The organism is Streptomyces rectiviolaceus (assembly GCF_039533825.1).
Lineage (GTDB): Bacteria > Actinomycetota > Actinomycetes > Streptomycetales > Streptomycetaceae > Streptomyces > Streptomyces rectiviolaceus.
Map to the genome: position 1 here is coordinate 1 of NZ_BAAAUG010000040.1, position 13,079 is coordinate 13,079.

General features: G+C 70.4%; 12 protein-coding genes and 1 pseudogene. 6 read left to right on the forward strand and 7 right to left on the reverse strand.

Annotated elements, in window-relative coordinates; genetic code table 11:
• Positions 1 to 327 (reverse strand): annotated as a pseudogene (locus tag ABD378_RS13440) (mycothiol synthase); the annotation flags it as partial.
• Positions 328 to 576: 249 nt separating this feature from the next.
• Here ABD378_RS13440 and ABD378_RS13445 point away from each other — a divergent pair.
• On the forward strand, positions 577 to 2,400 hold the full coding sequence (locus tag ABD378_RS13445) for a bifunctional metallophosphatase/5'-nucleotidase (RefSeq protein ID WP_344520945.1): 1,824 nt from the start codon (positions 577 to 579) through the stop codon (positions 2,398 to 2,400).
• Positions 2,401 to 2,497: 97 nt separating this feature from the next.
• Positions 2,498 to 3,805, forward strand: a complete 1,308-nt coding sequence (locus ABD378_RS13450) for an LmeA family phospholipid-binding protein (RefSeq protein WP_344520946.1) — start codon at positions 2,498 to 2,500, stop codon at positions 3,803 to 3,805.
• A 19-nt stretch (positions 3,806 to 3,824) separates the two neighbouring features.
• On the opposite strand, the gene ABD378_RS13455 is transcribed toward ABD378_RS13450, so the two are convergent.
• From ABD378_RS13455 to ABD378_RS13480, 6 genes are all read right to left on the reverse strand, one after another.
• Entirely contained in the window at positions 3,825 to 5,243 is a 1,419-nt protein-coding gene (locus tag ABD378_RS13455; protein WP_344520947.1) for a sensor histidine kinase, read from the reverse strand.
• Positions 5,240 to 5,980 carry a response regulator transcription factor gene (locus tag ABD378_RS13460; protein ID WP_344520948.1) on the reverse strand — a complete coding sequence of 247 codons (741 nt, stop codon included), beginning with the start codon at positions 5,978 to 5,980 and terminating at the stop codon, positions 5,240 to 5,242. The genes ABD378_RS13455 and ABD378_RS13460 overlap by 4 nt, the downstream gene beginning before the upstream one ends.
• A gap of 45 nt (positions 5,981 to 6,025) precedes the next feature.
• Positions 6,026 to 6,250 carry a hypothetical protein gene (locus ABD378_RS13465; RefSeq protein ID WP_344520950.1) on the reverse strand — a complete coding sequence of 75 codons (225 nt, stop codon included), beginning with the start codon at positions 6,248 to 6,250 and terminating at the stop codon, positions 6,026 to 6,028.
• Between the two features lie 28 nt (positions 6,251 to 6,278).
• Complete coding sequence (locus tag ABD378_RS13470) at positions 6,279 to 7,295, reverse strand: S1C family serine protease (RefSeq protein WP_344520951.1); 1,017 nt, start codon at positions 7,293 to 7,295, stop codon at positions 6,279 to 6,281.
• 145 nt (positions 7,296 to 7,440) lie between these two features.
• Positions 7,441 to 8,463 carry a LacI family DNA-binding transcriptional regulator gene (locus ABD378_RS13475; protein WP_344520953.1) on the reverse strand — a complete coding sequence of 341 codons (1,023 nt, stop codon included), beginning with the start codon at positions 8,461 to 8,463 and terminating at the stop codon, positions 7,441 to 7,443.
• Between the two features lie 23 nt (positions 8,464 to 8,486).
• On the reverse strand, positions 8,487 to 9,299 hold the full coding sequence (locus ABD378_RS13480; protein WP_344520954.1) for a winged helix-turn-helix transcriptional regulator: 813 nt from the start codon (positions 9,297 to 9,299) through the stop codon (positions 8,487 to 8,489).
• Positions 9,300 to 9,532: 233 nt separating this feature from the next.
• Between ABD378_RS13480 and ABD378_RS13485 the strand changes: the two genes are divergently transcribed.
• The 4 genes from ABD378_RS13485 (at position 9,533) to ABD378_RS13500 (ending at position 12,865) form a co-directional block, all read left to right on the forward strand.
• Positions 9,533 to 10,444, forward strand: coding sequence for an alpha/beta hydrolase (locus ABD378_RS13485; RefSeq protein ID WP_344520955.1), 912 nt, complete (start codon positions 9,533 to 9,535; stop codon positions 10,442 to 10,444).
• Entirely contained in the window at positions 10,438 to 10,692 is a 255-nt protein-coding gene (locus ABD378_RS13490) for a MoaD/ThiS family protein (protein ID WP_160505846.1), read from the forward strand. Before ABD378_RS13485 ends, ABD378_RS13490 begins: the two co-directional genes overlap by 7 nt.
• An 8-nt stretch (positions 10,693 to 10,700) precedes the next feature.
• On the forward strand, positions 10,701 to 11,963 hold the full coding sequence (locus ABD378_RS13495) for a hypothetical protein (protein WP_344520956.1): 1,263 nt from the start codon (positions 10,701 to 10,703) through the stop codon (positions 11,961 to 11,963).
• A gap of 149 nt (positions 11,964 to 12,112) precedes the next feature.
• Entirely contained in the window at positions 12,113 to 12,865 is a 753-nt protein-coding gene (locus tag ABD378_RS13500) for an LmeA family phospholipid-binding protein (protein ID WP_344520957.1), read from the forward strand.
• The last annotated feature ends 214 nt before the right edge of the window (positions 12,866 to 13,079 follow it).

Consider the following 13,079-nt stretch of genomic DNA (forward strand, 5'->3'; position numbering starts at 1 on the left):
CAGCGCCGTGCCGAGCCCGCGGCCGTGCCCGCCGCCGCGGCGCGCGGGGTGCACGACGAGTTCGGCCGCGGGGGCCTCGATGGGGTCGGTGTCCTCCAGCTGCGCGTACCCGACGAGCTCGTCGCCGACGCCGAGCAGCAGATGCCGCACCCCGGTCCGCGCACCTCCCCGCAGCTGCAGCCGCCCCTGCTCGGACACGGCCTGCTGGCCGTCCGCGCGGGCCGCTTCCGCGATGAGTCCGAGCACGGCGTCGGCCTGGTCGGATGTGAGGGCGGCGACGGTGTCGATCTGCCGCAGGTTGGCGGGAGGCTGCTGCTCGTCAGTCATGGAGTCGAGGGTACGGCGGCGACCGGTCGAGGAGCAGATCACGGACGTACTCGCGGCTCGCGGGAGAGCGCACCACGGCGTACGTGTGGTCGTTCCCGTGCGCCGTCACGCTTGTCCCAAGTGTCCGTGACGCCCTGGACGGCAACCGTCCCGTAACCCGTAACCCCCTGTCGCGCTACGCGCGTTGACTCTAGGCTGCGCACCGAGTGTCACCGCCTCAGCCGCCTCATACCTCTCCCAGGGGGACTCGTGTCAGCCACTCCTCAGCCACGTCGGCCCAGACGCCGCGCCGCCCGTGTGCTCGCCGCCGCGGCCGGTCTCGCCACGCTCGGTGCGCTGGCCGCCGCGCTGCCCGCGAACGCCGGGCAGTCCGCCGGGCAGGACACAGCGGGCGCGGCGGGCAAGAAGCGCACCGTCGACGTGCAGCTGCTGTCCTTCAACGACTTCCACGGCAATCTGCAGCCGCCTGCCGGATCGTCGGGCCAGGTGACGGAGAAGCAGCCCGACGGGACCGAGAAGAAGATCGACGCGGGCGGTGCCGAGTACCTCGCCACGTCGCTTCGTACGGCCCGCGAGGGCAACCCCTACAGCGTCACGGCCGCGGCCGGTGACCTCATAGGCGCCAGCCCGCTCCTGTCCGGCCTGTTCCACGACGAGCCGACCATCGAGGCGATGAACAAGCTCGGCCTCGACGTCACCAGCGTCGGGAACCACGAGTTCGACGAGGGGGCCAAGGAGCTGGCCCGCATGCAGAAGGGCGGCTGTCACCCCAAGGACGGCTGCTTCGAGAAGGGCAAGAAGTTCAAGGGGGCCGACTACCCCTACCTCGCGGCCAACGTGACCGACGAGAAGACGGACAAGCCCATCCTCAAGCCGTACTGGGTGTGGAAGCACAAGGGCGTGAAGGTCGGCTTCATCGGCGTGACCCTGGAGGGCACGCCCGACATCGTCTCCGCCGACGGCGTCAAGGGCCTGAAGTTCCACGACGAGATCGAGACGGTCAACAAGTACGCCAAGATCCTCGACAAGCAGGGCGTGAAGTCGATCGTCACGCTCCTCCACGAGGGCGGCGCCCCCGCGAGCCAGGCGTACAACTACGACTGTGACTCCCCAGGCGCGGGCGACGGCATCTCGGGGCCCATCACGGACATCGCCAAGGGCATCACGCCCAAGGTCGACGCCCTGGTCACCGGGCACACGCACTCCGCGTACGTCTGCACCATCCCGGACCCGTCGGGCAAGCCCCGCATGGTCACGTCCGCATCGTCCTTCGGGAAGCTCTACACGGACACGACGCTCACGTACGACCGCAAGACCAAGGACATCGTCCGTACGAGCGTGAAGTCGGCGAACCACGTGGTCAGCCGGGACCAGGCGAAGGCCCCCGACATGACCTCGCTCATCTCGCGCTGGGACAAGCTGGCCGCCCCGGTCGCCAACAAGCCCGTCGGCTTCATCTCCGCCGACATCCCGGGCCGCGGCGCCGGCGTCCCCGAGGCGCCGCTCGGCGACCTGATCGCGGACGCGCAGCTCGCGCACGGCAAGTCGCTCGACCCCGAGACGGATCTGGCGCTGATGAACCCCGGCGGCATCCGCTCCGACCTCGTCCACAAGGCGAGCGGGAGCGAGGGTGACGGCGTCGTGACGTACGGCGAGGGCTTCACCGTGCAGCCGTTCAGCAACACGGTCAATCTCGTCGACCTGACCGGCGCGCAGCTGATCACCGGGCTCAAGCAGCAGGTGAGCGGGTCGAACCAGGCATCCCCGAAGATTCTGCAGATCTCGGACGGCCTGACGTACACGCTCGACATGACGAAGTCCGGCGCCGACCGCGTCGTCACCGACTCGATCAAGCTGGGCGGCAAGGCGATAGATCCGGCCACCACCTATCGTGTGGCGATGAACTCCTTCCTGGCGGGCGGCGGCGACGGCTTCGCCGAGCTCGGCAAGGGCACGAAGCCGCTGGTCGGCAGTGACGACCTGAAGGCGTTCAACGACTATCTGACCGCCAACTCCTCGGCGGACAAGCCGATCGCGCCGCCCAAGGCGGACAGGATCACCATCGTGAAGTGAATGACGCGTTAACAGATGCGCTCAGAAGGTGGCCTAAATCGGCGGTTACTGGGCGTAAGGCTTGGGGTGGGGTGTGAACGTATGGTGAAATCAGCTGATGCGTTCCCCCCACCGCATAGCCACGCTTCCGCCCGATCACAACCAGGCCTATCCGTCTGATGGTTGGCACGCCGAATCGGTTCCCCCAGAAGCAACTCCAGAGGCGGTAGAGACCACCGCTCCGCTCAATCCGTACGACGAGCTCGGCGCCCTCGCCTCCCCGAATCCGCTGGAGGACTTCCTCCACGAGACGGACGACGACGACAACGCAGATGAAGCCGGCAAGCCGGACGCCCCCTGGCAGCCTCCGAACCACCGCCGCGGCAGCCGCCGCCGCAACCGGTTCGCCGGGCTCCCACTCGCTGCGAAGGCCGTCGTCGCCCTCGTCGTGCTCGCCGCCTTCCTCGCCCTCGGCGACCGCTGGGCCCTGCTCTACGCCGAGCACGAAGCCGCGGAGAAGCTCAAGGACTCCATGCACCTGAGCGCCGCCCCCGAGGTCGAGATCGAGGGCTTCCCCTTCCTGACCCAGGTCTTCGACAAGCGCGTGGACAAGGTCAAGGTCACCGTCCCGGACGTCGCGGCCGACCGGATCTCGCTCGCCCAGGTCTCCGCCACCGCCACGGACGTCAAGATCACCGGCGACGGGCCCACCGACATCAAGGGCGCCCTCATCCGTGAGATGAAGGGCGAGGTGCTGCTCTCCTTCGACGACCTGAACCGTGAACTGGGCGCGTCCCAGGTCACGTTCACCGGCCACGGCCGCGACCAGGTGCTCGCGCGCGGCACACTGCCCGTCGCGGGCCACGACCTGAAGCTGCGCGCCGACGCCCGCATCCAGCGCAACGGCGACCGCGGCATCTCCACCGACATCGGCAGGATGAGCCTGCAGATCGGCGACCTGGCGACCTACCGTCCCGGCACCCGCGAGTCCGAGGGCCTGCACCTCAGCAAGGCCTCCGCGGACCGCCTCGGCGAGGAGACGGCCAAGGCGAAGGCGCTGCTCTCCGTGCCGTCGATCGTCAAGCGGCTCGGCGTCCCGGACTCCGTGGTCAGCGGCGCCCTGAAGAGCGACACCAAGCTGAACGAGCTCGTCGGCTCCCCGCGCTTCGTGAACGACGTGATGGGCCTGAACCTCATCGACGTGGCGATGGGCCACCCCGAGCTCCTGAAGAAGCTGGGCCTGGACCCGGCGCTCCTGAAGGGCCTCTCCCAGCTCACCCGCCCCGTGCTCGCCGACCGCCTGACGCTCGCCTTCCAGCTGCCGAAGCTGCCGGGTACGGGGAACGTGTGGCTGCAGGACGTGAGTGTGCGCAAGGACGGGATCCGGGTGCTGCTTTCGGGGTCGGGGCTCGGCATCGGCAAGTAGCAGGCGACGGCCAGGGGGCTCACGCCGTGGCGGGGGGCGGGGTAGGCGCTCCCGGCAGGCGGACCGTCGCCACCGTCCCGCCGCCCTCGGCGTGCCGGAGGTCGACCCGGCCGCCGGACTGGTGCACGGTGCGGGCCACGATGGACAGGCCCAGGCCCGACCCCGGCAGGCTGCGGGCCGACGGGGAGCGCCAGAACCGGTCGAAGACGTGCGGGAGTTCGTCGGTGGGGATGCCGGGGCCGTGATCGCGGACGGTCAGCGCGCCGCCCTTCAGGGCGACCTCGACGGTGGAGCCCGATGGCCCGAATTTCACCGCATTGTCCAGGATGTTCACGACGGCCCGCTCAAGGGCCGCGGGCTCCGCGCGTACGTACCAGGGGGCGAGGTCCGCGGCGAACGCCAGCTCTGGCCCGCGCAGGCGCGCCCGCTCCAGGGCGGTCTCCACGACGTCGTGCAGGGCGATGACCTGCACCTTGCCGCCGTGCCCGCCGTCGTCGGTGCGCGACAGCTCCTGCAGGTCGCCGATCAGCGCGGCCAGTTCGGTCATCTGCGCCGTGACGGAGGCGAGCAGGGCCTTGCGGTCGTCCGGCGGGATCGCGCGGCCCGTCTCCTCGCTGCGGGCGAGCAGCTCGATGTTCGTACGCAGTGAGGTGAGGGGGGTGCGCAGCTCGTGGCCCGCGTCGGCGATGAGCTGCTGCTGCAGGTCGCGGGACGATGCGAGGGAGGCGGTCATGGAGTTGAAGGACCGCGAGAGGCGGGCGATCTCGTCGTCGCCTTCGGCGGGGATCCTCAGATCCAGGTCCTCCGTACGGGCCACGTGCTCGACCGCCGCGGTGAGCTCGTCGACGGGGCGCAGACCGGTGCGGGCCACCCAGAGGCCGGCGGCGCCGGCTCCGATGACTCCGATTCCGGCGACGACGGCCAGTACGAGGACGAGGTTGCCGAGGGTGTCGTCGACCTCGCTGAGGGGGCGTGCGACGGTGACGGCGAGGCCCTGGGGGCCCTCCAGCGGGTAGGTGAGGACCCGGTACTTGGCGCCGTTCGACGCGGTCACCGTGTGGTAGACCTCGCCGGACTCGCGCTTGGCGACCGCGGTGTCCTCGTCGGTGACCTTGACGGACTGTGTGCCGACGATGACGCAGTGGCCGCCGTGCTGGTCGACGACCTGGATCGTCTGCTTGAACAGATCCGGATCGTCCTTGTCACGGATGACGGAGCGCTGGCAGTTCCCCTCCAGGTCGATCCGGCTGACCACCTCGGGGGTACCGGCCCGGTTGGTGCTCAGCGCGTCGTCCAGCGAGTTCATCAGCGCTTTCCGCACCACGAACCAGCAGGCCACCGCCGCCACCGCGACGGCGACCGCCACCGCGACGGTCACCAGCATCGCCAGGCGCGAGCGGAGCGGCATGGTGCGGTACCGGCGGACCAGCCCCTTCACTCGACGCCCCCGCCGGAACCCGGCCGCAACACGTACCCCACACCCCGCACCGTATGAACAAGGCGAGGCTCGCCCCCCGCCTCCGTCTTGCGGCGCAGGTACATCACGTACACGTCGAGGGAGTTGGAGGAGGGCTCGAAGTCGAAGCCCCACACGGCCTTGAGGATCTGCTCCCGCGTAAGCACCTGCCGGGGATGCGCGAGGAACATCTCCAGCAAGGTGAACTCCGTGCGGGTCAGCTCCACCGTGCGCGCCCCGCGAGTGACCTCACGCGTCGCGAGGTCCATCCGCAGGTCGGCGAAGGCGAGCATGTCGCCTTCCTCGGCCTGCCCGGCGGTGGTGGCGTACGAACTGCGGCGCAGGAGCGCCCGGATCCGGGCGAAGAGCTCGTCCAGCTCGAACGGCTTGACCAGATAGTCGTCGGCTCCGGCGTCGAGCCCCGTGACGCGGTCGCCCACGGTGTCGCGCGCGGTGAGCATCAAGATGGGCGTCAGAGACCCGGTCGAGCGGAGCCGGCGCGCGGCGGTGAGGCCGTCCATGCGGGGCATCTGGATGTCGAGCACGACGAGGTCGGGGCGGTAGGCCGCCGCCTTCTCAAGCGCGTCGGCGCCGTCGACGGCGACCTCCGTGCCGTACCCCTCGAAGGCGAGGCTGCGCTGCAGCGCCTCCCGCACGGCGGGCTCGTCGTCGACGATCAGGATGCGCAGCTGTTCGCGGTCGCCTTCGGCGGGGCTCATCGGCTTGGTACTTCCTCGGGTACGGGGCGGTGGACGGGGCCGGTATCAGCCTCGCACGCGCGCGCGGGGCTTGCGGCGTGCGGCGGGGCGGGACGACGGAGGGGCCGTGGCCACCTCCGGGGCACGGGCCGCGGAGGCGCCGTGCAGTTCCCCGGCCACGGCGAGGGGGAGGCCGAGCCCCGCCGGATCGGTGTCGGGCAGGCTGCCCCAGCCGACGGTGACGGCGAGGGCGTGCCGGGCGCGGTTGACGGTGATCAGGGTTCCGGACATGGCGGCCTCCAAGGGAGCGTGGTCGGGGTCAGTCGGTGGAGCCGGCCCGCAGGGTGTCGAGGTCGGCCTTGACCGTGTTGATCGGGATGCTGAAGCCGAGGCCGACGCTGCCCGAGCTCGACCCGGTGCCGCTCTGCGACGAACTGGGCGAGTACATCGCGGAGTTGATGCCGATGATGTTGCCGTTCATGTCGATGAGCGCGCCGCCGGAGTTGCCCGGGTTGAGCGAGGCATCGGTCTGCATGGCCTTGTACGTGGTCTTCGACGACCCGGTGTCGCCGTTGAACTGCTCGCCGCCGTACTCGAACGGCCAGCCGCCACCGCCCTGCTGTTGCTGCTGACCCTGGTCCTCGTCCGTCGAGACGGTGACGTCCCGGTCGAGGGCGGAGATGATGCCGCTGGTGACGGTGCCGGTCAGGCCCTCGGGGGAGCCGATCGCCACGACGTCGTCGCCGATCTTGACGTTGTCGGAGTTGCCGAGGCTCGCGGCCTTGAGCCCGGATGCGCCCTCGACCTTGATCAGCGCCAGGTCCTTCTTGCTGTCGGTGCCGACGACCTTGGCGTCGTACGACTTCCCGTCGTTCGTCGTCACCTTGACCGACGAGGCACCGGAGATCACGTGGTTGTTGGTGATGATCTCGCCGTCGCCCGTGATGATCACGCCGGATCCGGTGGCCTCGCCCGAGCTGGACTTCGCGCTGATCTCCACGATGCTGGGGCTGACCGCCTCGGCGACCCCGGAGACGGTGCCCTTCTGGCTGGTGGGCACGACGTTCGTGTTGGTGGCGCTGCTGGACGTGCCGTCCTTGCCGGTCAGCTCCTGGAAGGCGTAGGCGGTGCCGCCGCCTACCGCTGCGGCCGCGATGGCGACGGCGGCGAGCAGGGCCAGGGGGCCCTTGGCCCGCCGGCGCGGGGGCTTCGGAGGCTTCGGGGGCTCTTCCGGTGCGAAAGCGGGCGGGGGCGGGTAGGCGCCGCCTTGCGTACCGCCCTGATGAACAGGCGCTGACGACTGCTGCTGCTGGGGGTACTCGCCGCTGTTTGTCATGGAATCTAGGCTGCGGGGTGTTCATGAGAGGCGGCTGAGTGTGCCCTGAGAACACCGGTAGAACCTCGTATGCCCCATATAAAGCCGCCGCTTCGCGGCGATTCTTTCCCGCCCACCCACCCGATCACCCCGCCGCGGGCAGGTGTCAGTTACAGCCGCAGGACTGGCGGACCACAAGACGGGACGGGAACAGCTTCAACCGCTCCCGGCGCGAACCCGCGACCCGGAGTCCGTCGTCCAGGACCAGGTCAACCGCCGCGCGCGCCATCGCAGGCCGGTCCGACGCCACCGTCGTCAGCGGCGGATCCGTCAGACCCGCCTCCTTGACGTCGTCGAACCCGGCGACAGCCAACTGCCCCGGCACATCGATCCGGAGCTCGCGCGCGGCGCGCAGAATGCCGATCGCCTGGTCGTCCGTGGAGCAGAAGATGGCCGTCGGCCGATCCGGCCGGGCAAGCAGCTCAAGCGCCATCTGGTACGCGTCGTACCGGTTGTACGGGGCTTCGAAGAGCCGCCCCTCCACCGAACGCCCGGCCTCCCGCATGGCCCGCCGCCACCCCTCGACATGGTCGGAGACGGGGTCACCGACGGTCGGGGTCTCAGCGGTGCCTCCGACGCAGGCGACGTACTCGTGCCCGTGCTCGAGAAGGTGCCGGGTGGCCAGCTGCGCGCCGCCCAGGTCGTCCGTGACGACGGCGACGTCGTCGATCGCCTCGGGCCGCTCGTGAAGCAGCACGACCCGCGCGTCCCACGCGTCGATCTCGGCGGCGGCCGAATCCGTCAGGCCGTGGCTGACGAGGATGAGCCCGGAGACCCGCATGCCGAGGAAGGCCCGCAGATAGTGGGCCTCACGCTCGTCCACGTAGTCCGTGTTGCCGACGAGCACCATTTTTCCGCGCTCGGACGCCGCCTGCTCCACGGCATGCGTCATCTCCGCGAAGAAGGGCTGACGCGCGTCCGGCACGATCATGCCTATGAGGTCGGTACGCCGCGACGCCATGGCCTGGGCGACCCGGTCGGGCCGGTACCCCAGCTCTTTGATCGCGGCGAGTACACGCTCGCGCGTGGCCGGGGCAACCGGCCGGGGTCCGTTGTTGATGACGTAGCTGACGACGGCGGTGGAAGTACCCGCAAGTCGCGCCACGTCATCCCGAGTCACCTTGGCCACGCGCGGAGTCTACGCGGATGGAACTACCGCTGGGCAGGGCGTACGACAGCTTCCTTCGGCGGGGACACGGCGGGCGCCGCGTCCCGCTTCGGGATCTCCCTGTGTTCGCCCTCGGCCGGCGGCCGCGCCGCCTTCGCCTTCTCCCCGTCGGCCGCACGTTCGACCTTCTCCGGAGTGACGAAGCGATAGCCGACATTCCGGACGGTGCCGATGAGTGACTCGTGCTCGACACCGAGCTTCGCGCGAAGGCGCCGTACGTGTACGTCGACCGTCCGCGTGCCACCGAAGTAGTCGTAGCCCCAGACCTCCTGGAGCAGCTGGGCTCGCGTGAACACGCGCCCGGGGTGCTGCGCCAGGTACTTGAGGAGCTCGAACTCCTTGAAGGTCAGGTCCAGGACCCGGCCCTTCAGCTTCGCGCTGTACGTCGCCTCGTCCACGGAGAGATCGCCGTTGCGGATCTCCATGGGGGAGTCGTCGGCGGTGATCGACTGGCGGCCCATCGCGAGGCGCAGACGCGCCTCGACCTCGGCGGGCCCCGCGGTGTCGAGGAGTACGTCGTCGATGCCCCAGTCGGCGGTGACGGCCGCGAGGCCGCCCTCCGTGACGACGAGGACGAGTGGACAGCCGGGTCCCGTGGAGCGGAGGAGCTGGCAGAGGCTGCGGACCTGCGGCAGGTCACGCCTGCCGTCGATCAGGATGACGTCGGCACCAGGGGTGTCGACGAGGGCCGGGCCTTCGGCGGGGGCCACCCGCACGTTGTGCAGCAGCAGGCCGAGGGCGGGAAGCACCTCCGTCGACGGCTGAAGGGCATTGGTGAGGAGCAGCAGAGAACTCATCGCCGCCCACCTGCCTGGGTCGTCTTACGGTTGTGCACGGTTCGCTCGCCCATAACGTCGGTTCCTCCTCGGTCCCTGCGAGGACGTTTACGGCACTGCTTCGTACTGCGGTACTGCGTACTGCGGTCGTGCGTCGGGGAGCCCGCGCCCTGGGTCCCCACGTGCGGTTCAGAAAGCACGAAAGGACCCGGGGGCGTCGCTGCCCGGATCCTCTGCCAAGGAGAATAGCCCACATGAACTCCGGTCCGGCAGGTCAAGCGGCGGGATCTTCTGTGCCGCCGATCACTCGCACTCCCTCTCACGTTCAACGGCGCGCAACGCTCCGTACACAGGACGGAGTCGATATCGACGCCGCGTACGACCCCGGGCCCGACCCCGCGGGGGAGCTCGCGATCGTGCTCGCGCACGGCTTCACGGGCGGCATCGACCGGCCGCACGTGCGCCGCGCCGCGGGTGTCTTCGCGCAGCGTGCGGCCGTGATCACGTTCTCCTTCCGGGGCCACGGGGCGTCCGGCGGGCTCTCCACGGTCGGCGACCGCGAGGTGCTCGATCTGGCGGCCGCGGTGGAGTGGGCGCGCTCCTTCGGCCATGCGCGGGTGGTGACGGTGGGCTTCTCGATGGGCGGTTCCGTGGTGCTCCGGCACGCGGCGCTCGCCGGTGCCGCGCATGGGGGGCGCACGGAAGCGCGGGTTGACGCGGTGATCGCCGTGAGCGCTCCGGCCCGTTGGTTCTACCGGGGGACGGCGCCGATGCGGCGGCTGCACTGGGTGGTGACGCGGCCCATGGGGCGCGTGGTGGGCCGGGTGGGCCTGCGCACGCGAATCCACCCGCACGAGTGGGACCCCGTCCCGCTGTCACCGGTGGAATCGGTCCCGCTGATCGCGCCCACGCCACTGCTGTTCGTGCACGGCGACCGTGACCCGTACTTCCCCGTGGACCACCCCCGGATGCTGGCCGCCGCCGCCGAGGGCGGGGCGGAGCTCTGGCTCGAGGCGGGGATGGGGCACGCGGAGAACGCGGCGGACGACGCGCTGCTCGGTCGGATCGCCGAGTGGGCCACGGCATCATGGACGTCGGCAACCGCCGAAGGATCGGCATCCGCCGAAGGATCGGCAATCGCCGAAGGAGAGGAGCTGACGTGGTGAACGGCACCATTCGTTACTGGGCCGCGGCCAAAGCGGCCGCAGGCGTCGCCGAGGAGCCGTACGCCGCGACGACACTCGCCGAGGCGTTGGACGCGGCGCGCGAGCGACACCCCGGTGAGCTGGTCCGTGTACTGCGGCGATGCTCGTTCCTCATCGACGGTGATCCCGTGGGTACCCGTGGGCATGAGACGGTACGGCTGGCCGAGGGCGGCACGGTCGAGGTGCTCCCGCCGTTCGCAGGAGGGTGAGCAGCGATATGAGCGATCCGCGATATGAGGGGTACGAGGGGTACGGGGACTACGACCCGTACCGGCAGGGGTATCCCCCTGCCGCTGCCCCTGCGCCCGCGCCTGAGCAGCAGCCCTACGCCGCCCCTGAGCCGCAGCAGGGCTACTCCTCCGAGCAGCCGTACGCACAGCAGCAGTACCAGTACCCACAGCAGCAGGCGTACGCCCAGGACGCGTACACCCAGCAGTGGGAGGGGCAGACCTGGGACACCCAGATCCAGCCATCGCCTGTGGTGGACGTGACGGAGACGGCTTATCTGCCCCCGCAGGCTTACGGCCAGCCGGTGCCTTCGGAACCGCCCGGCTATTCGGAACCCGGCAGCTTCGGTGGCCATGCCCACCCGTCCCGCCCTGCGGGACGCCTGCCCATGGCCGGGGCGGCGGCCGGCCACATGGCCGGGGCGGCAGACCCTGAGCCCGCGCCCGAGACTGACTCCTCCACCTACGGCCCCGCCACCACCACCGGCAACCCCCGTGTCACCGACGCCCAGCGTGCTCGGGCCGAAGGGCGGTCGCCGGTCATAGAGCCGGGGATTCAGCCCGCCGCGCTGACCGCCGTCCTCGGGCTGCTGCTCGCAGGGACCGCGGCCGTCGGGCAGTACGCACTCCTCGTACCGCTGATCCTGCTGCAGGCCGTCACCGCCGCCGGATGGTTCCGGCTCAACGGGATGTGGCCCGCCCGGCAGGGCATCGCGCTCGCCTTCATGGGCGGCGTCGTCGCCGACATCGCGCTGCTCGTCACCGGCAAGGAGAACGCGCCCGCCGCGATCCTCGGCACCCTGGGCGTGTGGGTGCTGCTCGTGCTCGTCCTGCAGCTGCGCAGCCGCGCCTCCGCCGACGAGCGGATGGCCGGTCTCATGGCCACCGTCGCCTCCGCCGCGCTCGCGATCATCGCGACCGGGCATCTCGCGGCGTCGGACGATGCCGTGACGGTGGGCGGCATCGCCGTCGCGGTCGCCGTGATCGCCCGTGCGCTGCCCCTGCCGACGCCCGCCTCCGTCGTCGTCGCGCTGCTCGCCGCCACCGGAGCCGGGATCGCCGTCGGCGGTACGACGGACTTCGGCACCAAGGGCGCGCTGCTCGGCCTCGGCGCCGGTGTCTGCGCGCTGATCGGCCACCGGGTCGCGAGCTACGACTATCCGTCCCGCTTCGTGCACATGACGGCGGGCGTCGCCCTGCCGCTCGCCGCCGCGGCTCCGGCCGTCTACCTCCTCGGCCGGGCCATCGGCTGATCCCGGAAGCCGAACGTCACGGCTGAACGTCCCAGCTGATCGTCACAGCTGATCGACAGGTCCCCGGTCGGGCTCTCCCGCCGGGGACCTGTCCTTTAGGCTCGCGGCAAACGACAGTTGTCGGGGGACAAGGTGGGGGAACACCGGACATGAGCAAGCGGGCCGTACGAATACTTCTGACCGTCGTCGTGATCCTGGGCGGCCTCTTCGTGGGTGCCGACCGCCTCGCGGTGGGTTTCGCGGAGGACGAGGCGGCGGAGAAGCTGCGTACCAGCGAGGGGCTCGGCGAGACCCCCGACGTCTCCATCAAGGGCTTTCCCTTCCTGACCCAGGTCGCGGGCGGCACGCTCGACGACGTCGAGATCGGCATCGAGAACTACGACGCCACCTCCGGCTCCGACAAGATCCGCATCGCCGATCTGAACGCCCGGATGCAGGGCGTCGAGTTCTCCGGCGACTACAGCTCCGCCACCGCGCAGACAGCCACCGGCACGGCCCGGATCTCGTACGACGAGCTGCTCAAGGAGGCGCAGGGCGAGCCGGTCGAGCTGCCCCTCGGCGCCACCGGCAAGGTCGTCGGGCTCTCGGACGGCGGCGACGGCAAGATCAAGGTCGAGGTCGAGGTGAGCAAGGGCGGCACGAAGCTGCCCAAGCCGGTGCACGTGCTCAGCTCGGTCCGGGTCGAGGGCGACACGATCAAGGTGAACGCCGACGAGATCCCGAAGAAGTTCGAGGTCATGGGCATCTCGATCCCCCTCCCCGAGGGCCTGGTCCGCGACGTGACCGACTTCGAGGAGAAGGTCAGCGGACTGCCGGGCGGCATCAAGATCGACGAGGTGAAGGCGGCGCAGGACGGCGTGGACATCTCGGTCAAGGGCACGAACGTGAAGCTCGCGGGCTGAGGCGCACGGGCTGAGGCGCGCGGGCGAAGGCCCGGGGGGCCGCCTGGAGCGGCCGTTCCGCAGTACGAGACAGAGCCGTCCGCGCGATGGATGCGGCGAGGGTGCAGACCGGCCCCCGCCCCCGCGCGGGCGGCTTCGGCGTTCAACGAATCCCAGTATGCGGATGATCGTGTCTCATCATCCGACACGCCGGTGACACGGCCACCCTTGCGTC